The sequence below is a fragment of the Paenibacillus sp. FSL H8-0175 genome (assembly GCF_045040615.1).
In the GTDB taxonomy this organism is placed as follows: domain Bacteria; phylum Bacillota; class Bacilli; order Paenibacillales; family Paenibacillaceae; genus Paenibacillus_AQ; species Paenibacillus_AQ odorifer.
Genome location: NZ_CP150299.1, coordinates 6,105,065 through 6,130,853 on the forward strand (window position 1 = coordinate 6,105,065; position 25,789 = coordinate 6,130,853).

The window sequence follows — 25,789 nt, forward strand, 5'->3', positions numbered from 1 at the left end:
CTAGAACAGGGCGTAGTCATCGTTTATTTTGCGGATAATGTAGTTGACCGTCATAATGAGGACGAAGCCGAACAAGGATTGATAGACCCCGGCAGCCGTTGCCATGCCCACATCAAAGGTTACTTTAAGCGAACGGTATACATAGGTATCAAGGATATCCGTCGTATTGTAGAGCAGCCCGTTATTGCCTATTAATTGATAGAAAAGATCGAATTGGCCCTTCATAATACTCCCGAGCGCAAAGAGCAGCAGCACCACAAAGGTTGATTTCAGCATCGGCACCGTTATATACCAAATCCGTTGGAAAATATTAGCGCCATCAATTTTGGCCGCTTCATAATATTCGTCACTAATCCCCGTAATCGCCGCCAGATAAATCACCATGCTGTAGCCAAGATTTTTCCATAGATAAAAGATAATGATCAGAAAGATCCATGCCCAAGGTTTACTGTAAACGTCGACCGGATCAAGGCCAAATTGGGTAAGCATTGTATTTAAGAAACCGCTGTCATAATTAAACAAGTTGTAGACAATTACGCTGAGAATTACAAAGGATACAAAGTAAGGCAGAAACATTACCGATTGGCTAATCTTTTTAAACCATTTTCCATTGAGCTCACTCAGCAGGATCGCACAGACAATTGCCAGCACATTCCCTAGTACAATAAAAGCAATATTGTATCCTATCGTGTTCATCGTGAGCTTCACCAGCGTACCGGATCTCCAAAGGAACTCGAAATTCTGTAATCCCACAAACTTGGAGTTGAACATGCTGCTGTTGAAGTCGAATTGAGTGAACGCATAATAGATGCCTACCATTGGAAAATAGGAATTCACCAGAAAAAAGATCAAGGTGGGCAGCAGCATCAGAAACATTACCCGATTGTGCACCAGCTCATACAACAATCCTTTCTTCTTTCTTGTCGTTCGTAAGCGTGCTCTACCATCAGCCTGGATGCCAAGTTCGACGTTTGAAATTCCTTTGGATGAGGTTTGGCTCAAGATCTCTCACTCCCCTTAATATAGAAACTGCATAATTCCACTATAGGGGGATTCTTCTGAACACAGAAGTGAAGCTTACAAGCCTTACTGCTCAAACTGGCGAAACAGGAACTGAACAATCAGGATGTTTATGTAAAAGTCTTCGGAGACCCACTGAGCTTCTCAAGCTTCGCTAACTCCTTATAATCCTTGTAGAAAAGACTGTTTTGTACACGAATATTTAATTTGTTCACTCCCTTCAGATTGGAAAAATGCAGGATTCTAAGGTTGCTCCACTGTTCTGTTCACTCTTGGGGACTTATAATAAAGGAACTTCATAATATGAATTCATCCAGAGTCTTGTCCGAGTAAGTCATATGATGATCAGGGGGGACGGTATGAAGAATAATGATCTACGGAGAAAAAGACTACTGTATGGCAAGCTGCTCACCACCATAACCCTATGCATATCGTTAACCCTTCTTATCTCTACTTTTGTTTACTATACGTACTACATCGGCGTCGAGAAGACGCAAACCTTTCGCTCCGATCTAAGGGATCTGACCCAGACTGGCAAAAAAGTGGTCAACATGGCTGAAGTCGCGCAAACGCTTTCATTTCAACTGTATCGAACCAGCACGATTTCTCATCTGTTGTTCTACAACAAGCCCTCTATTTATGAGGTAACCGCGGCGATGTCCGATCTCGGAAACTACTTAAATTCCATGCCTTATATTGAATCCATCTATGTATATAATCCGAATAATGACACGGTTTATATTTCGGCAGCACAGGGCCAGAATGGCGTATTCACCACCCGCGAACTGGTGGACACTGAAATTATTCAGATGCTGAATCATTATCAGGATTACAAAACATTTACGCCGATTCCGCGAACCTATTCCATAGATGAACCTGAGAAAAAAACCATCTCAGTCTATACTTACCTTTGCTATGATGCGATCAATTGGGACCGCTCTATTAACTCTGCGGTTATTGTTAACATATCCGCGGCTTGGATCAATAAAGAACTGGCTAACGGCAATACACCCGGTAGTGGCAGTACCTACATTTTGGATGACCAAGGCCGTTTTCTGTCGGGGAATAAGCTGACATTGGAGAAGCTCTCCGGGGATGAAAACAGTTGGCTGGAGCATCAAGTAAAAGCACGTTCTGCCGGCTATTTTACTGCCCCTTTTAGAGGGAATAAATCACTGGTGTCCTATACTTCGCCCGATTCGCTTGGCTGGCAATATGTGCGCATTACTCCTTATGAGGTAATTACTGAACAGACCAATCATATCCGCAATACTACGCTTCTGATTTCTTTAATTATTTTATTGTTCGGTCTTGTTATTTCTAGGGTACTGTCCAAACGGCTTTATCTGCCGATTGATTCGATCGTAAGCCGAATGAACACCCTTGAGGCAGATAAACGCAACAGTATGTTTACGATCAGGCAGAACTCATTACGCAATCTGGTGCTTGGCATTAAATCTCCTCATAACAGCCGGCAAAATGATGTTCAACAGCTGGGTATTTCTTTTAATTTAAACGAGGGCTACCGGCTAGTATTACTACGCATTGATGAGTACGAAGCTCTGCGAAAGGAACGAGGCTCTTATCTCCTTCCGTACAAGTTTGCCATCATGAATATTGCCTCAGAGATCTGTGGACAGACTTATCAGGTGGAAACTGTAGATATGAATGACGATAGTGTGGTCATGTTGCTTAGCAGCATGACCTCCACTGAGCATCTGGATACCGAGCTGATTGAAGTGCTGCTGCGGCAGATCCGTGTGGCCTGTTGTGATTATTTAAAAATCGGACTGTCGTTAGTGTACAGCCCTATCAGTGATAATCCAGATGTACTAAACCGGCTGTACAGTCAGGCCAGAGAAGCTTCCAAACATAGACTGTTTTATGGTCATGGCAGCCTGATCAATGCTGAGCGAATTAGCGAGCTTCAGAACAATCTTTACTCCTACCCGGCTGACAGCGAGAAAAAGCTGGTCGATGCGCTCACAAGTGGCAGAACAGACGAAGCCCGCAGTCACTTCTCCGAAATGGTACGTGAAATGGAGCAATATCCCTATCATGTGCTGGAACTTACTGTTTCAAGGGTGACGCTAACGATTAAACGAATTGTCGATAACATCAAGAAGCTTAGTCCTACCCCCACCGAAGGGATGATGGTGATGCCTTCGCTTGAACATTATGAAACAATAGAAGAATTTGAGGCAGCTTTTTACCAGCTTTTTGATCATATTCAGGAATTCCAAGCGGATAAGCGCAGCTCCAAGCAAAGCGATCTAATCCGGCAAATTAACCAAACCATTCAGCAATCTTACATGGACCCTTGCTTAAGTCTGAACCAAATTGCCGATGAACTTAATATGTCTCCAATCTATGTCAGCAGACTTTATAAGCAGCAGACCCTAACCACTATTGTGGATGTCATCATGGAGGTACGGATGAAGGAAGTATGCCGCCTGCTTGTAGAGAGTGATTTATCGGTATCGGATATTGCTGAAGTAACTGGCTTCACCAGCAGTTCTTATCTCCACCGGATGTTCAAACGCAACTTCAGCCTTACACCAATAGAATTCAGACGGACCAAAAACAGTTCATAACATGAATCACCTATCCCCCAAAAAGAAAGGTGCTCCAGCAGCCATTACATTGGCCTTTGGAACACCTTTCGATATCAAAGGAAATATTAAAATACCTTCGCAATATTTGCTTCATTCTCACCTGCAACAATGGTGTATTCTTTGGTCAACAGATTAGCTTCAAGCTTCGCCACACTGTTTTCATTTTTCCAAGTGATGTTCAGCTCATTCTCACTACCTTGTTCAATCTTGATCTCACCATTAAAAGCTGGACAGCTATTTCTGAATTTCAACAATGCGAACAGCTTCTGAACAACAGGACGTTGTACCTCAGCAGCAATTTCATCTTTAGAATAATAATGGCGGTTAATATTGCGTCCTTCTTTTGTGCTTTCGAGCAGCTCAATATCATTCTCGCCAGCGAATAGACCTACATAATAAATCTGTGGAATACCAGGGGCGAAGCACTGAATAGCTCTGGCCAAAAGATATGCCTGATCATCATTGCCAAGTGCAGAATAATAAGTGCAGTTAATTTGATAAATATCCAGATTATTATAAGCGGCAGAGCTATATTTTTTCTTAACATTTGCTCCTTGGCTATATAGGCTTTCTCTGGTCATCTCAGCTTCTTCGTCGGTCATCAGATCCTTAACATCCACTACGCCAATGCCGTCATGTGTATCCAGGGTAGTGAATTGTTTTCTCGGACAGATTTCCAGCCAATGCGCAAGCCGATTTACTTTTCCACTGTATAGAGCATGTAATACCAACATTGGCAGGGCGAAATCATAGACATAATAATCCTTGTCTGCAATCTTCAATTGAATGCTGTAATGCTCATGGATTTCCGGAAGAACAGTTACGCCATAAGGCTCCACTACTTCTTTAGACAAATTCAACATTTCCCAAATATCCGGTTCTACGAAAAAGCAGTTGGTACCCATCTTTTTGTTGGCATAGGCAAAAGCGTCCAGCCGGATAATCGATGCTCCTTTATCAGCAAGGAAGGTCAGATTGTCTTTTACAAATTTCTTCGTAGTTTCCGTAGTCACGTCCAGATCGATCTGCTGCTCATCAAACGTACACCAAACCTTTTCCTTCGTCCCATCTTTAAAGGTAACCTCTACGTATGGCGCCCGCGGTTTACGTTTATAAATTAAATCCACATCAACCTCAGTTGGTTCACCGTTAGGCCAGAAATCCTTGTACCGAATAAATAAATCCTTGTACTGCGATGCATCCTTCTTCTCAAGGAAATCTTGAAAGTATGGAGACTGCTGTGAAATGTGATTGATCATGAAATCATACATCATGTAGAACTTCTCGCTCATCTCTTCGATTTCCGCCCAGTCGCCAAAAGCCGAATCAACCTTCGTATAATCCATCGAAGCAAATCCCCGGTCGCCCGAAGAGGGGTAAAACGGCAATAAATGAACCCCACCCACGACTCCTTGCAAGTGTGTATCCAGTACTTCGTTTAGTTCTTTTAAATTGTTTCCCATGCTATCTGCGTAAGTGATAAGCATAGCTTCATTTTTAATCTGCATATTGGCGTTCTCCTTCTATTTCAATTTATACACCCTTGCTTCATAAGGTCTGAGAAATCATCAAACTAACGCAACTTATGAAAGCGTTCTCCTAACGATCTTGTTCCTCCCTAGATGAAGGTTTATTCAAAACCAATTTTATAGATGCGCAAATAATATGTCAAACGTTTTCATATAATTAAATCAATAAAATATGGGTATAATGATTGATTTTTAATATTATATCTAAATATTTGTGGTAACGTATAACATACCTATTATAACTATCAAAAACTATCTATGCTTTTACAATTGTTAGTCTCGATTAGTGTCAACAATCCAAGAAAGTTGTAGAATATAGATTAGAGCATTTTATGAAACGGGGATGAGGGTATGGCAAGTATTAAAGATGTTGCCAAGGAGGCGGGCGTTGCTGTAGCTACCGTGTCCAGAGTAATGAACAACCGGGGATATATCAGCAAAGAGACGCGAAAAAAAGTTGAAAAAGCGATGGACGCCTTAGATTATCATCCTAATCAAATCGCCAGAGCCTTACAGAAGAATCAATCCTTTTTTATTGGGATTATTGTTCCAGATTCAAATCACCCTTTCTTTTCCGATCTCATCAAGTATGTTGAAATGAGTGCTAATGAAAAAAACTATAAATTGCTAATATGTAATTCTCTTGACGATCCTGAGAAGGAAGCCAACTATATTAGCATGCTTCGCCAGAATCAAGTAGATGGCATTATCATGTGCAGCCACACTATGAATATTGAAAGCTATAAAAAGGTCCCTTTCCCTATTGTCTCTTTTGACCGTTTTATTTCTTCCAATATCCCTTGTGTGGGATCGGATAATTACCGCGGTGGTGAGCTAGCTACCGAACATTTGATACAGCTGGGCTGTAAACGGCTGCTACATATCTCCGGCCCGCTAGATCTGGATATTCTAGCGAATCGCCGTCGGGATGCTTTTGTCATCACAAGTATGAAACATGGTGTAACTTACGATATTATCGAAGGCGCGCACAACAAGCTTACCTTTGATTATTTTTGGTCCTTTGTCACCGAAAATATCTCTCCGGCCCAACTTCGAGAATATGATGGAGTATTCTGCAGTAATGATATTGTGGCTTATGCTTTATACATTTATGCTGAACAGCAAGGCATTCGAGTGCCCGAGCAACTGAAAATCATCGGTTATGATTACCACAGCTTTACCCGCATGCTTCAGAGTCCTAAATTGACTACCATTATGCAACCTAGTGATCGGATCGGGGTCATGCTGACCAATACTCTCCTGCAAATGATCGAAAGTGCTGATGGAGAGCTAATCAACAACACTACTGTAGACGTAACTCTTATTAAGGGAGAGACTACTTAACGTATCTATTAAAAAGGTAGACTACCGTAATTAGCGGTGGCCTGCCTTTTTTGTATTACTTCATTAATAACGACTTTCAGGAATAACGGCTTTTAGGGCAATTTTTGTAACCACTTCCGCTTCTCAGAATATGCTGATTGGGCAGGTTCCCATTTTTTAAAGGAATGAACAGGAGAAGTTCAAGGAGGAGATATAGAAATATGCCTGATTACAGACCATTTAAAGGCGATGCTATCCTAAACAAGCATGGAAGGATCAGCAGTCCTATTAGAAAGAGGGAGTGTAACGCACTATTAAAAATAGTCACTGATCTCTCTGCAGTGGTACCCCCCGTACTTACGAATCCCACAACACTTCATATTGCCAATCTACAAAGAGTGTTAAGAGAATTATTGGAATTCTTGCATACCTCTAAGTTATGCAGTCCTTTTAGAACTGAGCTACTTTCTGTAGTAGAGATAACCATTGTATCGACCGAAGTCAGTCCCTTCTCTGTCGTAAGCGTGGGCACCAATCTTCAACTGTTGTTAGCTGAGTTATTATCTTTTATTCTCGCCACGAAGATTGACTCTAATTGTAAAGATCAGTTGATTATTCAGATCAGACATATTCAAGCTTCTATTACACAAGCAATCGGATTGCCTATTAAAGGTGCGACTGGACCTCAAGGGCCACAGGGACCTCAGGGTCCGCAAGGAGCGCAAGGGGTTCCGGGCGTAAAGGGAACCACCGGGGCAGGGCTGCAAGGAATTGTTGCTTTTAATCCTGCATTAAGCCCTACTTATCCAGCAGGTCAAGTAGTAACCTTTAATGGCAGTACCTATATTGCTATTGTTGCTGGACCAACGGGAACACCTGGAAGTTCACCAGACTATTTATTAATTGCTGGTGGCTCCACAGGCCCCCAAGGACCGCAAGGACCGCAAGGACCACAAGGCCCTCAAGGAACGCCTGGACTTCAAGGACCTCAGGGACCACAAGGGGTAGGGCTGCAAGGGATTGTAATATTTAATCCTGCACAAAGTCCTACTTATCCAGCAGGTCAAGTAGTAACCTTCAATGGCAGCACCTATATAGCTACCGTTTCCGGACCTACTGGAATACCCGGGAGTTCACCAGATTACTTGTTAATCGCTGGTGGCGCGGTGGGACCTCAAGGACCACAGGGTGTGCAAGGGATTCAAGGACCAACAGGTGCGCAAGGACCAGCGGGTCCAGGCGTAGGAGCAACTGGAGCGACGGGCTCGACTGGTGCTGACGGCTTGGCGGGCCCTGCCGGTGCAACGGGAGCGACGGGCGACCCGGGCGCGGTCGGCGTTGCCGGAGCTACGGGTGCCACAGGGGCGACGGGTGATCCGGGGGCGGTCGGCGTTGCCGGAGCTACGGGTGTAACGGGTGCGACGGGTGATCCCGGCGCGGTCGGCGTTGCCGGAGCTACGGGGGCAACGGGCGCGACGGGTGATCCCGGCGCGGTCGGCGTTGCCGGAGCTACCGGTGTAACGGGTGCCACGGGTGATCCCGGCGCGGTCGGCGTTGCCGGAGCTACGGGGGCAACGGGCGCGACGGGTGATCCCGGCGCGGTTGGAGCTACTGGCATTACCGGAGTCACTGGTGCAACCGGTAACGGTGCAATTATTCCGCTGGCATCCGGAGGACCTATTATTATGACCACGGTTTTGGGTGGTTTGGTTGGAACAACAAGTCTTGTAGGCTTCGGAAGTTCAGCCACAGGCATTTCGCTTGTTGGCGGTAATATTGATTTGACAGGTACTCTCCTTGGACCGCTTATCAACTTTGCATTCTCAACTCCTCGAGCAGGAGTAATAACTTCCATTGCTGCTTACTTCAGTAATACCATAGCTTTATCGCTGCTTGGTACTACGATAAATGTAACAGCACAGTTGTACCAATCGACCACACCAAATAATACATTTACTCCTATTCCAGGCGCAACAGTCCCACTTCCACCTATCACCGGTACTATTAATCTTGGAACTTTTGTCAGCGGAATTACGAATGGTATCAATTTTACTGTAACACCACAGACACGTTTGCTTATGGTATTCTCAGCCACCGCTACAGGTCTTACCCTTGTAAATACAGTCACTGGTTATGCAAGTGCTGGCTTTACGATTGTATAATCACTAAAAAAAGTTAAAAAAAGCATCTGCGATTCCTTTTGAAGGAGGTGGCAGATGCTTTTTTTGTAATATGCGGATTCAACGCTTGATCTTTCGGACTCAGATGCCGCTATTCGTTAATTTATCACTGTTTAGAGAGATTATCGGACCTGAGAGGCGCTATTGGGCAGAAATGGTGCTCAGTAGTGTCTATTTTGTACTAATAACGCCTATGGAGTCCTATAGCAACTCAAAAATAGGAAAATATTGCAAATAAGAGCGCCTGAGTCCGATAGCGAGTCCGTTCACTGGGAGCCATAGTCCGTTCACTGGGAGCCATAATCCGTTCACTGAGATTCATAGTCCGTTCACTGAGAGTCATAGTCCGTCCACTGGAAGTCAAAGTCCGTTCACTAGGATTCACACTTTGCCACTGTTTGCAAAAACGAACCTCACAACTAATACGATTTCAGCTTATAACAAATACACCTTCAGCTTATCGATGACCTCATCGATTTCCGCTGTAGTCGTATATCGTCCCACACTAAAACGAACCGCTCCCCGTCCAATATTCTCCGACACATGCATAGCCTTTAAAACAGGCGAAATCAACGTTTCACCGGAATGGCACGCCGAGCCAGTTGAAGCCGCCACAGCTTCCAGGGAATCGATAATTTCATGACCCACTGCTCCAAGAAAACTAACGTTAAGGGTGTTAGGCAAGCGCTTGTGTTTATGACCATTCAAATGAATTTTTTCGCCAAAAGACTCCTGCAGTCTTCCATAGAAATACTCCGTAACTTGCTTAACTCTTTTTCTAGAATCAGAGTCAGCAGCAAGCTCACAGGCTTTTCCTAAGCCAATAATGTAGGGTGTATTTTCTGTCCCCGCTCTTCGCCCCTGTTCATGGCCCGCACCGTGTATCAAAGGCTCAATGTGAATGCCGTCCCGAATGTACAGTGCTCCAATGCCTTTGGGCGCATATAATTTATGGCCTGCAAGCGTTAGAAAATCCACCCCTAAATCCGCTACATCGAGGTCTACTTTTCCCGCAGACTGTGAAGCATCTGTATGAATAAGAACACCCCGTTCGTGGCAGACCTCAGCTATTTCCTTGATCGGCTGGATCGTACCCGTTTCGTTATTAGAGTGCATGATGGAGACCAGAATGGTTTGGTCCGTGAGCTGCTTTTTCACATCGTCAACCTGCACCATTCCATACGAGTCAACAGGTACATAAGTCAGGTTGTATCCCATCTGCTCCAGGTACTGACAAGGTTTAATTACCGCTGGATGCTCAATAGCAGACAGGATAATGTGATTACCTTTATGGCGATACGTTTGGGCTACTCCTTTAATGACAGTATTATTAGACTCACTACCCCCACTGGTAAAAAGCACCTCACCCGGCGCACAATTCAGGAAATCAGCCACCTGTGTTCTTGCCTGCTCTATTCCGAGTTTAGCTTCCCGCCCCAAAGAATGACTGCTTGAAGGATTCCCAAAATGACCGTAAAGATAAGGGATCATAACCTCTGCTACTTCCTTATCTACTGGTGTTGTAGCGTTGTAATCTAAATAGATCATATTAAGTAAAGCCCCCTTTAACCATAACGCGAAACTTATACTTCTTGATGTTTTAAAAAAGAACGCACAGCAGTCTCAGCTTCATCCAGATTATTCACTTTAAAAGTAACTCTCTCAATGCCTTCATAGTGAGTGGACGTATAATCGTATCTAGGATCATAGTAATATTCTAGCAGCAGCGCCACAGCTTCGCCGAACAAATCCGCCTGCAAGCATCGTTCGATTTCTGCTGCAACAGGGATATGAATTCGGGATTTAATACTCCGAAATGCAGAAATACACTGCTCCTTGTACTCTTCTGGCCGGTAATCCTCAAGGATTTGCTGCACTCTGGCTTGCAAAGGCATCTCAATCCAGATCTGCGTTCCGCTCTCTTTTTGCTCGGCCATAAATGGGGGCATTACTACCTTACCAATCTTTTTGCTCTCCGCTTCAAATAGTACATAAGGAGAATCCCCGATCTTAATTAACTCCTCTAAAAGAAGACTATCGAACGTTTTTTGATTGTTCGCACGAAGGCCAATCTCACCAAAAATAGAACCACGATGACCTGCCATCCCTTCCAAATCCAGAACGGGGTAGCCTTGCGCTTTCAGGCGGTGTAACAGATTGGTTTTACCTGTGCCTGTATTTCCGTGAATCACATAAGACTTCGCCTTACATTCATAGGACTCCAATTCGTCGAGCACCCATTTACGATAAGCCTTATAGCCGCCTATCAGCCGGTAAGCATGAATATCCATTAAAGAGAGTACGGTCGCAGTTGTACGGCTGCGCATACCTCCCCTCCAGCAGAATACTGCTTTGTCTCCTTGAATCGCTGCAAATTCTTTGACAAAAGAAGGCAGTTTTGCCGCAGCAATCTCCAAACCACGTTCTTTCGCGGCCTGCACACTTGTCTGTTTATACAACGTCCCTACTTCAGCCCGTTCCTGATCATCAAAAAAGGGAATATTCAAACTATCCGGCAGCGTTGCATCTTTATATTCAGAAGGAGATCTAACATCAATAATGGTGATCTGCTTCTTGTTTTTTAACACTCTAAGTTCTTCCAGTGTAATGTCCTGAAACAATATGCTCTCTCCTCTGGTGGCTAACCTTCATAATTTGCTCTAAGCTGATATACAACAGTTATTCCACAGCAGCTATAACTGTAATCTGACCCGGATGCTCTTCCGTTACCTCTCCGATCAATGCCGCTTCTACCCCTGCATCTACTAACTCTTTTAGCAAATCTTCGCTTTGTTCAGGGGCCACAGAGATCAGCAGTCCGCCAGAAGTCACAGCGTCACATAGAATATAGCGGCTTAGTTGGTCCATCTCCTCCGGATAAAGAATGCTGCCTTCCAGATGGGCAAAGTTATTCTTAGTGCCTCCTGGAACAAATCCCTGTTCCGCAAGCTCTCTTACTCTTGGCAGCATAGGTACATCGCCTTGACGAATGATCAGGCCCGTGCCGCTCCCTTTAGCCATTTCCGAGGCATGTCCCAGTAGCCCAAATCCGGTAACATCTGTACAAGCATGTACATCATAAGGCTCCATGATTTCAGCCGCTTTTTTATTCAAAGTAGACATTACTGTCGTAAGGCGTGTGGTTTCTTCAGGAGATAGCTGATCCTTTTTAATGGAAGTTGTTAAGATCCCCACACCGATAGGCTTCGTTAGAATCAGCTTGTCTCCCACCTTGGCGCCCGCATTCGTTCTTACTTTGTCAGGATGCACAAGGCCCGTAACGGCCAATCCGAATTTGGGCTCTTTATCGTCGATGGAATGTCCGCCCACAAGAGTAGCTCCTGCTTCCTGTACTTTATCCGCTGCACCGCGCAAAATGTCACCAAGAACGCTTTTATCTAAAACAGAAATAGGAAAGGCCACAATATTAAGCACCGTAAGCGGCTTTCCACCCATCGCATAAATATCGCTTAATGCATTGGCTGCTGCAATTTGACCAAATGAATAGGGATCATCCACGATCGGCGTGAAAAAATCAACAGTTTGCACTAACGCTAATTCATCACTTAAACGATACACCCCTGCATCATCACTAGTATCAAGACCTACAAGTAGATCCGGGTTAGGAACAGTTGGTGGCAGACTACGAATAACCTGCATGAGATCGGCGGGACCGATTTTGCAGCCGCAGCCCCCTTTTGAAGATAATGAAGTCAGTTTTATAGTTTCAGCTTGAGACATCATGACTCAGCTCCTTTAGTATGAATTATCTTAATCTTACACGAGTAGATCGCATTGTACAAAATGCAAGAGTAGCAGATGCGTTGCTTACTACGCCTCCTTCTATACACTTACCTTCACTACTTAGGGCCTACAGTTCTTTCCCACGTCGGGTGAGCTATATTTGGTGCTGTGGTAGGGTAGGGACATTAAGTAGCGTTCTAGGTACAATATGCTTGTAAATGTTCAACATCCATCGGTTAGTAAAATAACCAAAGGCTGGCTCATTCGTAGATTTCACTACGGATAAGCCAGCCTTTAATTGGATGTCCATTATATTAGGGAAATCCTCCCTAATGTTCATCGATAATCGCTTTAAAATGAGGTTTTTAGGGAATTCCTCCCTAAAAATTCATGCAAATACCCATTTATGGCTAAAAACATCCTATTATTAGGGAGGATTTCCCTAATCTACGTTCTAGGAGCCATAATCTCCTTCATTTTAGGGAGAATTCCCCTAAAGTTCTTCCCAGAAAGACGACCCATAGCCAGCTCATTCCGCCCTGGCTATGGGACGCCTATTTTCTCACTTAAACGCTTCGCTTGTGAAGGTCTCCCTATAGATCAGCTAATCTGCTGACTGCCCTGCTGCTTCTCTAAGAAACGCTGAAGAATCGCATTGAATTGCTCCGGCTGGCACAGATTACTTGGATCTAATGCGTTCGGAATAATCGCCAACTGCGCCTGCGGCAGCTGAGACACCATTTCCTTCATACAATTCACTCCAAATTCATTAAAGTCCCCCACAATACATAATGCAGGACGTTTAAAAGCCTTTAAACATCTGGTGTAATCAACATGGCTCGTAGCCAGCCTTTGCCGATATAACTCCCGGGGGCGTTTGTCCAGCAGTCCTCTTCTAATCTCATTGTAGGCCAGACTCCAGCGCTCTCGGTACATCATCCGAATCGAAGGCAACACCAGCTCGCTTGGGAGATAATACATTAGTAAACTGCAATATGCTGCCATAGTTTGTATTTTCCCTACTATTGTTGATCCGTGAGTCCTACAAAAGCTATCCGCGACCACAATTGCTTTTACACGCTCAGGATATTGTTTGGCAATATGCTGAACGACTAAGCCACCATAGGCGATTCCTACAAAAACTGCTTCACGGATACCTAGGTCATTCAACAGCATAATCAGATCCAGACATTGCGTCTCAATAATCTCATGTGGGGCCTCCAGCAGTTTACCAGACTTGCCATTCCCCCGTAAATCGCACAAAATCACTTTATATTTATCGGAAAAATACTCCAGCTGTGGTTTGAACATACTGTGTGTTAATCCATGTCCATGGATAAACACAACCGGAGTGCCAGTTCCATTGATTTCATAATAGAGCGAAGTTCCGTTCAGTTTAGCGATAGGCAAAGGTAACACCTCTTTCATAATAAATTCTACGACTATATCTGCTTAAAAACGCAGCAAAAAACCACAGAGGGATTCTCTGTGGCTATTCATCACTAAACACGCCATTCATCCTCTCTCCATACGCTTACGAGGTTAGCTGTCGGATTCGGGCAGTGAGAGTTGCCCTACCTGCAGGGATGCATATTATGCACCCGGAACAGGATTCACCCCATAACCAGTGCCGACTCTCACATCGGCTGCCAGTTGTTGGTTCCCCCGCTTTCCAGAAACGGAAATTAAGCGGATTGCTTATGTAATTGTAAATTTAAGATAATTCTCAGTTCTGAGATGAATCATACTCTTGTAAGGTTTTCTTGTAAAGGAGGGCTCTGGTCAAAATAATGTTGAAAGCAATGCTTTTCATTTCATATTAAGCATACTCTTCATTTTCTCTTTCTTTTGCTCTTGTTTACTCGTTTTCTTTAGAAAAACAGCTCTGAAGCAAGCGAAAAAGGGGGTGATTCACCAGTACTTTCCTATTTAATAAGAAACGACAATCTTCAATACCAATATTGGGCCAGTTTCTGTACCTTGGGGTGTTCGTCGTTTCTATGTCCCCGATCCGTTTGGCAAGCTTGTTAATATTATTTCACATGAACAGCACGAATGATTTCATAAAAAAGAAAAAAGCTAAGCAGAATCAGAGATCTCCCCCTGTCCACTTAGCTTCCTTTTACAATACTATGGCTACAAAAGATCGGCGTTTTTCAATGCATGCTCCCAGCTTGGAAAAAAGAACAGCGCACTTCTCATAAGCTCTGGGTCGCTTTGCTTTACTTGTTTTTTACTGATTGAGCTTCCGTCGCTTTGCAGCTTTTTGATCCGACTTAATACTTCATCAGCCTCCAAAGGAATTTCCATTGAAACACTCCTTTCTCAGTGACCTGTTTCCCTTCATTTTCTCCATAATATGTTTATTTATTCCGTACTCTTAATTTTCCCAGATTAAACCATCTGATAGATGGGTTGTTCAGCAATGAACCGGGTAGGAAGCATGGGATATTTGTCTGCTAAGATTTCAGCTAAATATTTCATCCCCGGCGCTTCACTCTCCGCATGACCCAACATGATGAGCGCTTTAGATCTGCCTTGGTGCCCTGCATCCCGCACATATTCCGGAGTCTCCCACTCTGGTCCCTCTCCAGCGATAATTAAATCAAGATTGTGATCATTAAAAAGCGGAATAGCCATCATCCCACCTCCTCTGTAACCTACTAATATCCCTACGCGTTTGCAGGACAGAGACAGGTCACCAGCAGCGCGTACATAAGAGATGCCTAGCTTACTTTTAATATACTGAGCAGCTTCCATTACAGTCATAGCAGGAATAGTGAGAATCGTAGCAGCCGCTTGCTGCTCTTCCACATAGTCTGACCAATCCAGCTCTCGCAGCAAACCCATCATAATCCCATCCGGCTCTTGCCGATGCCAATAATCATGATAACGAAAAATAGCTATTGGGGAATGTTCGATCAGACTTTTTTTCGCATGATAAACCGGATCACCTTCTAACCACTCGCTCGCTGCATGATGGCTATAAAATACACCTTCATGCGTGATCAGCAAATTGGCTCCTAACGCTATTGCTTGCTCCACAATATTTTGTGTGGCAGAGAAGGCCGTAATAATCCCTGTGACTTCAGTTTCCGGTTCCCCTGGGTTCAGAATATCCACAGTCCCTTCTACCTGTTCCACAGTTCCCATTAAATCTTTCAAAATCGCTCTAATCGTGAGGCTCACTATCATCATCCCTCGAATCGAAATCTAATAAATCTTTCTGCCTTTAAGATCCTCATTTCCGCTCTTACGGTAAAAATACGTATTGATCCGATCTCTCCATTCCTGCGCATGCTCTGCTTGCTCTTCAAGACGTTGCTTCACTTGCACATACAATCCACTATCCATGCTGCCTTCAAGTGATTCCCATGTTGCTAGAAGCTGTGCAGCCTGCTCTGCCCCTTCGAAATGAGTATCGTAGATATGTTGTATAACCGTTTGCCCCGATTGCAGAACATGCGTGTATGGAACATGATGGAAGAACAGCAGCAGCTCTTCTGGACAAGACGCTAGATTCTCATAATTTGATGCATTAAGACCCATATACTGTCCGCTATACCCCGTTCCCGATTTGACTGAACGATCAACACCAATGCCCTTATGATCCGCATAATGGTACGTTCCCCACTTGGCGTATTCATATCCATCCACATTCGGCCCATAATGATGATCCGGATTAACCATCCAGCCCACACCTAATGGAGCTGTGTAAGATTCGTAAATCCTCCATGAGTCCATTAACATCCCGCGAATAGCAGCCACTAGACCTTCATCAGTGCCAAAGGTAAGGCGAATCCATTCCTCAGCTATTTCTTTTGCCGTCAGCTCCGGATTCCAAATTAATCTCCCATATCCATACAGATTAGCTTGAGCTAACCCGTGCCCCGTCCAGTTCATGTCATCCCCGACATTAGTTACAGCAGCCACACCATTATATTTATTTCCCCACACCGATCCGTCCACAATATGTTTCACAAGTGTAGTTTGCCCTTTGGCATAAGTATTGAAATCAAGGACTTCTTTCCACTGTGGAACGAGATAACAGAGATGCCGCTGCTGCCCTGTATATTCTTGAGCAATCTGAAACTCCATCAGATGATTGGTATGTTCCAGTGCGCCAAACAGCGGAGATACCGGTTCTCTGACTTGAAAATCCATCGGTCCATTCTTGATTTGCAGCACTACATTATCATTAAATCGGCCATCCAATGGTTTGAAATGATCATACGCTGCTCTGGCCCGATCTGTCTTACGGTCACGCCAATCCTGCTTGCAGTTATATACGAAACAACGCCAAATCACGATTCCGCCAAACGGCTCCAGTGCTTCTCCCAGCATATTAGCGCCATCGGCATGGTCACGCCCGTAAGTGAATGGCCCTGGTCGATTTTCTGAATCTGCTTTGACCACAAACCCGCCAAAATCAGGGATCACTCGATAAACCTCACCAGCCTTATCTTTCCACCATTGCCGCACCGCTGGGTCCAGTGGATCAGCTGTCTCCAATGCTCCGATCTGTATCGGGCTGGCGAAGTTAGCACTGAGGAATAGCTTAATTCCGTATACGCGGAATATTCCTGCAATTAACGCGATATCAGGCAAATATTGCTCCGTTATAAATAGAGATTCAAGCTCATGAACATTCACATTGTTAATCGAAATCGCGTTGATCCCCACAGAGGACATCAATCTGGCATAATCACGCAGCCGCTTTGTATCGTTAAGAAATTGATTGGACGCGTAAAAAAAGGACCGTCCAGCATAGCCACGTTCAATACTGCCATCAAAATTATCCCAGTGATTAATCATTCGCAGGCCGTTCACCGGATTCATAGACAAATTCAGAGCGTCTATTTCGCTTTCTGTTCCTATCAGCCGTAACAGATGGAATACGCCATACAATATTCCAACAGGCGTTGAAGCACCGACAGCGATACATTGCTCAGTAGCGTTTGTACGTATAAGGAAACCTTCAGGACCCAGTGAATCGGTTCGTTCTCCTGCGAATACTCTACTAATTAATGGATTCCCCCCTTGGAAGGTTCCTATAACGATACACGGTCCTTCAGGTTTCGCTGTGAGCAGTGGCGCTTTGCCCAGCATAGAGGTCATCCCCTGTATGAATTCCGCGGCTGCCGCCTGAATCGTCTCGTTGTCCTCCGTTACTACCAACTCAACACACCAATCTATATATTGATTGTATAGAGATCCTGATTTCAGCTGACCATAATTGAGCCAAGCCTCATAAGCGGTATTTGTCATGTTTATTCCTCCCGTATAAATAACCCGCCCTGGATTGAAAAGGACGGGTTCATGATTCGCAAGCTTGAGCAGGTTACCCGCTCTATGATTTGGTGACAGCGTTAAGCAATTGGTGATACGCTGGCTTAGGATTATGCTGCTCATCGAATAGAAATGGCCAATTTTTCCGTCCCCGAACAGGGAAGCCGTCCAGCCATGTATAGTCATCCGCTGCTCCCCAGAAAGTGACTGAGCTAATCACGTCGCGGTATTCTTTCAACAGAGCAAACATCGCTTCATAGCGCTCTGCCTGCAGCTCGAGCAGTTCGGCAGGTGCGACCTTTAAATCCATTCGTTTGTCATCGAAACGGAACATGGACACATCCAGCTCTGTCAATTGGAGCTGAAGCCCTAAAGATGCATACTTCTCAATAGCAGCACGTATATCGTCTAAGCTCGGATCGTATAGATTCCAGTGGGCTTGCAATCCGACGCCATGGATCGGCACTCCTTGTTCCAGCAGCGACTTCACCATTTTATAGATTTTGTCGCGCTTAAGTGGATTAGACTCGTTATAGTCGTTGTAGAATAATAAAGCCTTAGGATCGGCTTCATGAGCGAATTCAAAAGCTTTGCCGATAAACTCCGGTCCGACAATGTCCAGCCACTTTGACTGGCGAAGAAGTTCTTCTCCTTCATCTGCAATAACTTCATTTACAACATCCCAAGCATAGATATCTTCCTTGTAACGCCCAACCACGGTCTGAATATGTGATTTGAGCCGTGCAAGCAATGTCTCTTTGCTTACAGGCCCGCCCTTCTTATCCTCAAACAACCAGTCCGTAGTCTGGTTATGCCAGACTAAAGTATGCCCACGCATAGCCATATGATGTTTTCGGGCGAAGGCAACCAACTGATCTGCTAGTTTAAAGTTATAACTGTCTTCAAGCGGATGCAGACTTTCAAACTTCATCTCATTCTCAGCGGTAATGCTATTGAAATGATAGGTGAGCAAGTGCTCCTGTGATTGTATCGTCAACGGGTTAACGGCTGCGCCAATTTTGAAATCCTCAGCAAATATTGTTTTTAGTGCAGGTTCTGTGTAATCACTAGCTTGTCTCAACAAGTTCCCTCCTGACAAACGCATTTATATCAGTATTCGAATAATTAAGACTGATAATCGAACCAATCGAAGTAGGCAGGCACCTCAGCCACCTTGCCATGACCTGTTGCATATAATCCGATAAGAACACCCGTAAATCCATTTCCTTTTACGGCTTGAGGAGATAATGGATACGCTGCTGCTGTTGATAGCTTATTCCACTCCTGCCCATCCAAAGAATAAAGGAAGCTGTATTCGGTAAGCTCAGCCTTAACTTTCAAATAAATTCGCTCGGCAGTAGTTGGAACCTCTGCCGCTGTATGGGTTACTCCATCCATAGTCACATGAGCTGTAATCACTTTTTGCCCGTTTTTTTGAACAAGTCCAATTTCATAATGAGCATTCTCATCTAATCTGGCGCAAAGTCCAGCTTCCACATCAGCAATAGATGAAGGCATTTCAAGCAGCGTGCTCCATTCTGCCGAAGTATGCTGCTGTCTTCTGCCTACAAAAGCCACTTGGCCTACTTCACTGAGACCTGCAGATTGTCCTCGAAGAGATAACCATCCCTGTCTTTCGTTTAAGGACCAGCTTCCCTCAGCCGGATTCCGCAGAAAGGCTAATCCCAGCGGCAATACTTGATCATCAAAATCATATCTTCCACTAGTCTCAGGTTTTGGCGATTGACCAGGTACACGTGAAACCCTCATTTCCAGTCCAACTGTGTCTTCATTATTATCGATCATCGGCCATCCGTCTTCAGTCCAGCTTACGGGAGCAAGGAAAGTCTCTCTTCCAAGCACAGTGAATTTTGTATCTACTAGTCTTACTCCAAGGAATACGGCCCACCAATCCCCGTTACGATCCTCAATCAAATCGGCATGCCCTAAATACTGAATGGGATTGTCAGTACCGCTGTGCGTCAATATCGGATGCGGCAATCGTTCAAACGGTCCATATGGAGAGGAGCTGCGGCCAATGATCTCCCGATGTTCCTTAGCCGTTCCTCCTGAAGCCGTCATGATATAATACATTCCATTTATTTTGTACAAATGAGGGCCTTCCGTCCAAGGTCCGCCATCCCCAGTCCAGATGACAACTGGTTCTGTTAATGCTGCTCCCGTAGCGATATCTATCTCATATTGGATGGCATGGGAGTCATAATCTGCCCCCTGCTGGGTGGTTACATATACTTTTCCATCCTCATCAAACATTAGAGAAGGATCAATTCCTCCATAAGGAATACTAATCGGATCTGACCACGGACCCGCAGGGTCCGTAGCCGTAACATAGAAATTCCCTTTCCCGTGTACTTCGGTCGTTATCATGTAAAACGTTCCTTCATGATAGCGGATCGTTGGTGCAAATATCCCTCCAGAGCTCTTGCTTTTACGAGTATCCAGCTGACTTACACGATTGAGTACATGACCTATTTGTGTCCAGTGAATCAAATCCTGACTATGAAAAATAGGTACGCCAGGGAAATACTCAAAGGAGCTGCAAACTAAATAGTAGTCATCCCCTGCCCGAGTGATACTTGGATCAGGATAGAAGCCTGGAAGTATCGGATTCGTGTATGTGATTGAAGATGGGGTCATAATTTAACAGACAACCTTCCTATTACTTAATAGTGATTGCAAGCTCCTTATTCCTTCACGCTTCCTACATTTAGACCGACCACAAAATATTTCTGCATGAATGGATAAACTAGCAAAATTGGAACCGAAGCAACGATCGTAACGGCTGCCCGTATGGAGATTGGTGTAACCATGGCATGTACCGACTCCTGAGTCATCCCTGTCCCGTTATTTACACTAGGGTTACTGTTCGAGTTCATAGTAGAGGATAGCAGCTTCATTAATTCATATTGCAATGTACTCAAGTTCTGGCGGGAAGAGGTGTAGATAAACGCATCAAACCATTGGTTCCACGCACCTACTGCAACAAAAAGGGCGATGGTAGCAAGAACAGGTTTACACAAAGGGAAGACTACTTTCATGAAGATCTTGAATTCCCCGGCACCGTCGATTCTTGCAGATTCCATAAGACTTTCATGTAAGGTACCAATATAAGTACGGATAACGATCATATTAAATGCACTTACCATGGACGGGATTACATATACCCAGAACGAATTGAGCAAATGAAGATCCTTCATAAGGAAATAGTTTGGAATCAGACCCGCACTAAAATACATGGTAAGGACGAATATAAAGGTAATATGTTTGCGGAAAACATATTCTTTCCGGCTTAACGTATACGCAAGCATCGTGGTTAAAAATAGATTCAGGATCGTAGATATCACTGTTCGTGCTACCGAAATCCAAAAAGCATTATAAATTGTACCTGAGGCAAAAACCGCTTTGTAGTTCTGTATGGTCCACTCTCTAGGCCATAAATAAATGCCGCCGCGGATGGTATCATTCCCCGCATTAAAGGAGACTGCTATAGTATTCAGGAATGGATACAAGGTAACAATAACTAGACAAACCATAAATATAGTATTGAAGGTGCTGAACACTACGGGTTCGAACCTCAGATTTTTCATCCGGTTTCCAGCATTACTTTTTGGAGATTTTTGAGGAATCAATTGAGTTTTTTCCATGATTATAACAGCCTCTCTTCCCCTAGCCGCTTCGCAGTCCAGTTAGCTAATAGCAGCAACGTTACACTTACGACTGTTTTGAAAATACCACCCGCGGTAGCTAAGGAATAATTCCCTTGCGCTATACCATATTTCAATACAAATATATCAATCGTTTCCGACCAATCTACGACAAGCCCGTTTCCTAACAAGTACTGAACCTCAAATCCAGCTTCCAGTACATGTCCTACGGACATTATTAACAGGATTACAATGGTTGCTTTCATGCCCGGCAAAGTTACATGACGCATTTTCTTATACCGGTTCGCTCCATCAATCTCAGCAGCTTCATATAAAGCCGGATCAATAGAGGCGATAGCCGCCAAGTAGATGATAGTACTCCATCCGACTTCTTTCCAGACGTGTGAAGCACCTACAATACCCCAGAAATACTTCCCTTCACTCAACCAAAGGATCGGTGAATCAATGAGATGCAATTTCATGAGCACGATGTTGATAATCCCGTCATTAACCGAAAGAGAAGTAGCTACAATGCCTGTTACAATAATCCAAGAGAGGAAGTGAGGCAAGTAGGATATGGTCTGAACGGTTCTTTTCCAAAATACATTTTTGATCTCATTAAGCAGCAATGCCAGTATTATCGCAGTCACAAATCCTAGAACTAGATTAATTAGGCCCATGGCCAACGTATTGCGCAGTACTCTCAAAAAGCTATCGTCCGTAAAAAGAAACTTGAAGTGTTTTAAACCCACCCATGTTTGTTCACTAAATGCTCTAGCTGGTTTATAATCTTGGAAAGCCATCGTCCATCCCCAGATGGGAACATAAGCAAATAGTATAATATAAAGCATTAATGGAACCGACATCCAAATCAGCTGTTTCTGATTCTTAATCAAGGTCATAGTAATCGGTTGCTTCTTTTTTCTTTTAGGATGCCGGTTAACTTTTTTCCCCGTTAATATCTCATCCATATATGTTTTCTCCCCACATCATCCATATATTTCAGAAAGTGGTTGGCCTAATAAGCCACCACTTTCTGATTTTTAAGCAAGCTCTAACTATTTAACACTCCAAGTATCAAATCTCCATTTAAGCTGTTCATTGATTTTGTCTTCATAGGCTTTGACATTCGCTTTACCAATTTCTCCAACAAAGTCATTCCAAACCTTATCGAATTCTGATGGACTGGCCAAGATTGCTTTTGGCAGGTATTTGGTTCGCAATTCATTCAGCTTCGTTTCGGCAATTTTGGCATCTGAGCCTTCAACAAGATCTATGGACCAAGCTGGATAAGCTACTGGGTTCGGCTCAGGCTCGCTGAAGAAATCCACATAACTGTTGTAGCCATAAGCATCAAGGATTTCCTTGTCATACGGCTTGAGTGCAGCCCGGTATTCTTCTGGTTGAGCCGCAGCATCTGTTGAGTTTCCATCCTCAAAGAATCCTTGCAATTTCGGAGCTGTAGCATACCAAGCATCTGCTTTGTTGCTGAGCTTCCATGTAGCATCAACTGCGTTCTTCCGTTGTTCTTCATTTCTTATAAAACGGCCATTTTCCACTTGATAATCTTCACCTTCAATACCCCAAGTGAAGATTTTTTGCCAATCTTCTTGAATCAATGTATCCATTAGTTTAATAATTCTTTCAGGGTTTTTGGCATTGATACTGATCCCGAAGCCATTATTCAAGTTCAGCGCTGGGCGATCCAGATAATAATCTTTAGTGCTGGTATCAAACACAAGTGGAAGTCCTACATAAGTTCTTTCATCTTTACCTTGTGTCCGGAGTGAATCTTCTGCTGAACCAAAGTTCCAGTGCTGATCAAACATTCCCAGAACGGCTCCACTAGACAGTTTCGCCAAATATTGATCGTAGTTTTGCACAAATGTTTCTTGGTCGATAACGCCCAATTGGTTCATTTCATTAAGCTTTTGATAGTACTGCTTAGCATAGTCTTTATCTGCGAAGATTTCTGCAACGTTATCATTAACTACTACCCCGCCATCATTAGGGTGTCCGATCAGATGCTGAGGAGCGTTAAACAACCCCCAGTTTCTCCAGTCGTTGTTAAGAATTTCGAATCCGATGGTTGGCGTTCCATCGATAGTTGGATTTTTTTCTTTATATTTCACAATGAGGTCAAAATACTCGTCCAAGGTCTTCACCTTTGGATAACCAGCATCTTTCAGGATGTCCTTCTGAATCCAGAAAGCAGGACCTGCATAATAGGTTGTATTCACTTTACCGTTATACGCACCATAATTCGGAAGCGTATAAATATGTCCATCATTCGGGTCTTTCATCATGTTCCAGTAATCTGCGTAATGCGCTTTCAAGTTTGGAGCATATTGTTCAATCAAATCTTCAAGCGGGATAAAAGCTTCCGCTCCTGTCAGCTTAGTATTGGCAGTCATCAAATCCGGATAATCCTGACCGGCAATCATTACGCCTAGCTTCTGGTTAAGATCCCCAGCTAAGAATTCGAAATTGAAGGATGCGCCTGTTTTTTCTTTAATCATTTTGTAAATTTTATTATCTGGTGTTGGTTGCTGGCCTGCTTCTCCAAGAAAGATACTAATTTCAAAAGGTTCAATCTTATCAGAATCTGTTCCTGCAGCAGTTGAAGTGGCTGTTTCTGCTGGTTTGTCTTCCCCTTTAGCCGTCGTATTGTTGCTGTTATTTCCTCCGCACCCTGCTAAGGTAAAGCTTAGGGATAACACAGCAATCAGACTAAGTTTCCATTTGGATATTAACTTGCCCCCCATAAAGCACCTCCATATATTTGTTGGTGTAACAATGTTGTAAGCCCTTACAAGTTAAATTATAGAGGTGATAATCTTCTGAAAATACGCCAGAATTAAAGATGTACCCCCAAAAAGTTTAGGTATTAGTGTTTTTAAATTCGTTAGGGCTCATATGCAGTTTTTTTTCAAATTGCTTGAGGAACTGACTATAATTGCCATAGCCCACTTTTTCAGCGATTTCACTATTTTTTAATTTATTTTGTTGAAGTAAATGTACTGCCTCTTTTATTCGGAGGTTATGCAGCTGTTCATTGAAATTAATACCGTTCTTCTTGATCAATAATTGACCCAGATATACCGGGTGCAGGAAAAAAACCTCTGATAGTCTCTTAATGGTAAGACATTCGCGAAAATGCTCTTCAATATAATTGTTAATCTCCTGAACAATCCCCTGTGATTTTAGGTTTTGTTCCTTAAGAAGGATATCGATACTGGCCTCGCCGCAGAATAGCAAATTACGCATTAAGTCCGTCAAGGTGATCATTGAGTCTAACATCGCGGGGATTCTAATTTGATTAGATAAGGAGGACTCATGAACTTCACTGGCTTCCGAGGTAAACTCAATAATCTTATACATCATATGAATAACAATTTTCTTCACAACCTCTGGAGCGATGCGCTGTTCCCGGAAACTGCGGGCTGCCGAGTTCACAGCTTGGCTAAAGCCTGCGGAGTCCAGGGTGTTAATCGGTCTTATCAAGTCATCCATCAGTTGAATTTGATCATAATGATAACTAAAGGGACTATCCTTAATCTCCTGATAAGTCAGGATCTCTACATTTTCAGAATAATAAAAATAATACATTAATGCTTCTTTCGCCATTCGGAAACTGTTCCCGATCTGAAGCAAGGAGCCTACACCAGCACCTGTTGCAATATATAAAGCTTGTTTGGGGTGTTCATTCAGCAAAGGAGTTGCAATCTGATCGATCACAGCTCCCTCAGTGGACAATGAATTGTATCCATATACGATTCCAAAACAATGACTCTCCAGATCCATCAGAAACATCGAATCTTTATCGGTTAGGAGGGCTGAGGCTTGCTCTCTGATCTCCGTATATAAAACCGGCTCTGTCTGTATCAAACAAATATTCCAAACGCTTTTACCTTTCGATAGTCGGTTAAGTACCTCCTGATTCGACTGCTCAGCTTTCTCATGCAGCATTCCTTTCAGGAGAGAAACAGCCTCCTCCGCGGAGGCTATTTGATTTAAACTGCGCTTCTGAGCTTCCTGCTCCAGCTCCTGATATATCTCCAGCAATTCTTCTGCCGCCTCTTCCGGAAACACTGGCTTCATCAGATAATGATTAATTCCATAGTGTATAGCTGTCTTGGCATATTCAAACTCACTATAACCACTTAGTATGGCAAATTTGATCTCCTTAATCTCAGCTTGTTGCCAAGCTGCGACCATCTCCAACCCATTCATTAGCGGCATATTAACATCCGTAATTACAAGATCTGGCTCTAGCTGTTTCATTAGCTCCAGCCCCTCTTTGCCATTGCTGGAGGTTCCGCATACCTCAAAGCCAAGCTCCTGCCAATCAATCCACAGCTGCATCGCTTCAAGCGCACTAGGCTCATCATCGATCAATAATACTTTGTATTTCATTGGGGGTC

The 25,789-nt window shown here is 43.8% G+C and carries 18 protein-coding genes, 1 pseudogene and 1 riboswitch; of the genes and pseudogenes, 4 read left to right on the top strand and 15 right to left on the bottom strand.

Annotated features, from left to right (window positions below; translation table 11 throughout):
- The gene (locus tag MHH46_RS27060) at window positions 1–876 is read right to left on the bottom strand and encodes a sugar ABC transporter permease (RefSeq protein ID WP_094903677.1); all 876 of its coding nucleotides are present in this window, start codon (window positions 874–876) and stop codon (window positions 1–3) included.
- A gap of 503 nt (window positions 877–1,379) precedes the next feature.
- Between MHH46_RS27060 and MHH46_RS27065 the strand changes: the two genes are divergently transcribed.
- On the top strand, window positions 1,380–3,614 hold the full coding sequence (locus tag MHH46_RS27065) for an AraC family transcriptional regulator (protein WP_076128035.1): 2,235 nt from the start codon (window positions 1,380–1,382) through the stop codon (window positions 3,612–3,614).
- Window positions 3,615–3,700: 86 nt separating this feature from the next.
- Here the strand turns inward: MHH46_RS27065 and gtfA are convergent, their stop codons facing one another.
- Complete coding sequence (gene gtfA / locus MHH46_RS27070; RefSeq protein ID WP_076194134.1) at window positions 3,701–5,143, bottom strand: sucrose phosphorylase; 1,443 nt, start codon at window positions 5,141–5,143, stop codon at window positions 3,701–3,703.
- Between the two features lie 372 nt (window positions 5,144–5,515).
- Between gtfA and MHH46_RS27075 the strand changes: the two genes are divergently transcribed.
- Window positions 5,516–6,508: a LacI family DNA-binding transcriptional regulator gene (locus MHH46_RS27075; RefSeq protein ID WP_076128039.1), complete on the top strand. Its 993-nt coding sequence runs from the start codon at window positions 5,516–5,518 to the stop codon at window positions 6,506–6,508.
- Window positions 6,509–6,708: 200 nt separating this feature from the next.
- A complete protein-coding gene (locus MHH46_RS27080; RefSeq protein WP_081387945.1) occupies window positions 6,709–8,649 on the top strand; it encodes an exosporium glycoprotein BclB-related protein in 1,941 nt (646 codons plus the stop codon).
- A 453-nt stretch (window positions 8,650–9,102) separates the two neighbouring features.
- Here the strand turns inward: MHH46_RS27080 and MHH46_RS27085 are convergent, their stop codons facing one another.
- The 4 genes from MHH46_RS27085 to MHH46_RS27100 form a co-directional block, all read right to left on the bottom strand.
- The gene (locus tag MHH46_RS27085) at window positions 9,103–10,215 is read right to left on the bottom strand and encodes a cysteine desulfurase family protein (protein ID WP_076194132.1); all 1,113 of its coding nucleotides are present in this window, start codon (window positions 10,213–10,215) and stop codon (window positions 9,103–9,105) included.
- 35 nt (window positions 10,216–10,250) lie between these two features.
- The gene (gene mnmH, locus MHH46_RS27090) at window positions 10,251–11,288 is read right to left on the bottom strand and encodes a tRNA 2-selenouridine(34) synthase MnmH (protein WP_076194130.1); all 1,038 of its coding nucleotides are present in this window, start codon (window positions 11,286–11,288) and stop codon (window positions 10,251–10,253) included.
- Window positions 11,289–11,346: 58 nt separating this feature from the next.
- Window positions 11,347–12,408: a selenide, water dikinase SelD gene (gene selD, locus MHH46_RS27095; protein ID WP_076194128.1), complete on the bottom strand. Its 1,062-nt coding sequence runs from the start codon at window positions 12,406–12,408 to the stop codon at window positions 11,347–11,349.
- 603 nt (window positions 12,409–13,011) lie between these two features.
- Entirely contained in the window at window positions 13,012–13,839 is an 828-nt protein-coding gene (locus MHH46_RS27100; protein ID WP_081383340.1) for an alpha/beta fold hydrolase, read from the bottom strand.
- Between the two features lie 87 nt (window positions 13,840–13,926).
- A riboswitch (cyclic di-AMP (ydaO/yuaA leader) is annotated at window positions 13,927–14,113 on the bottom strand.
- A 246-nt stretch (window positions 14,114–14,359) separates the two neighbouring features.
- Here MHH46_RS27100 and MHH46_RS27105 point away from each other — a divergent pair.
- A pseudogene (locus MHH46_RS27105) lies at window positions 14,360–14,470 on the top strand (glyoxalase); the annotation flags it as partial.
- A gap of 77 nt (window positions 14,471–14,547) precedes the next feature.
- Here MHH46_RS27105 and MHH46_RS27110 read toward each other — a convergent pair.
- From MHH46_RS27110 to MHH46_RS27150, 9 genes are all read right to left on the bottom strand, one after another.
- Window positions 14,548–14,721 carry a hypothetical protein gene (locus MHH46_RS27110; RefSeq protein ID WP_169744809.1) on the bottom strand — a complete coding sequence of 58 codons (174 nt, stop codon included), beginning with the start codon at window positions 14,719–14,721 and terminating at the stop codon, window positions 14,548–14,550.
- Window positions 14,722–14,805: 84 nt separating this feature from the next.
- Window positions 14,806–15,600 (bottom strand): Nif3-like dinuclear metal center hexameric protein, encoded by a 795-nt coding sequence (locus tag MHH46_RS27115; RefSeq protein WP_370510796.1) that lies wholly within the window; start codon window positions 15,598–15,600, stop codon window positions 14,806–14,808.
- Between the two features lie 24 nt (window positions 15,601–15,624).
- Window positions 15,625–17,679, bottom strand: a complete 2,055-nt coding sequence (locus MHH46_RS27120) for an alpha-glucuronidase family glycosyl hydrolase (protein ID WP_076194126.1) — start codon at window positions 17,677–17,679, stop codon at window positions 15,625–15,627.
- A gap of 82 nt (window positions 17,680–17,761) precedes the next feature.
- Window positions 17,762–18,781, bottom strand: a complete 1,020-nt coding sequence (locus MHH46_RS27125) for an endo-1,4-beta-xylanase (protein WP_256717241.1) — start codon at window positions 18,779–18,781, stop codon at window positions 17,762–17,764.
- A 44-nt stretch (window positions 18,782–18,825) separates the two neighbouring features.
- A complete protein-coding gene (locus MHH46_RS27130) occupies window positions 18,826–20,358 on the bottom strand; it encodes a glycoside hydrolase family 43 protein (RefSeq protein WP_076194122.1) in 1,533 nt (510 codons plus the stop codon).
- Window positions 20,359–20,405: 47 nt separating this feature from the next.
- Window positions 20,406–21,308 carry a carbohydrate ABC transporter permease gene (locus MHH46_RS27135; RefSeq protein ID WP_139329891.1) on the bottom strand — a complete coding sequence of 301 codons (903 nt, stop codon included), beginning with the start codon at window positions 21,306–21,308 and terminating at the stop codon, window positions 20,406–20,408.
- 59 nt (window positions 21,309–21,367) lie between these two features.
- Entirely contained in the window at window positions 21,368–22,336 is a 969-nt protein-coding gene (locus MHH46_RS27140; RefSeq protein ID WP_076130468.1) for a sugar ABC transporter permease, read from the bottom strand.
- Between the two features lie 87 nt (window positions 22,337–22,423).
- Entirely contained in the window at window positions 22,424–24,130 is a 1,707-nt protein-coding gene (locus tag MHH46_RS27145; protein WP_076194121.1) for an extracellular solute-binding protein, read from the bottom strand.
- Between the two features lie 115 nt (window positions 24,131–24,245).
- Window positions 24,246–25,781 (bottom strand): response regulator, encoded by a 1,536-nt coding sequence (locus tag MHH46_RS27150; RefSeq protein ID WP_076194120.1) that lies wholly within the window; start codon window positions 25,779–25,781, stop codon window positions 24,246–24,248.
- Window positions 25,782–25,789 lie beyond the last annotated feature (8 nt).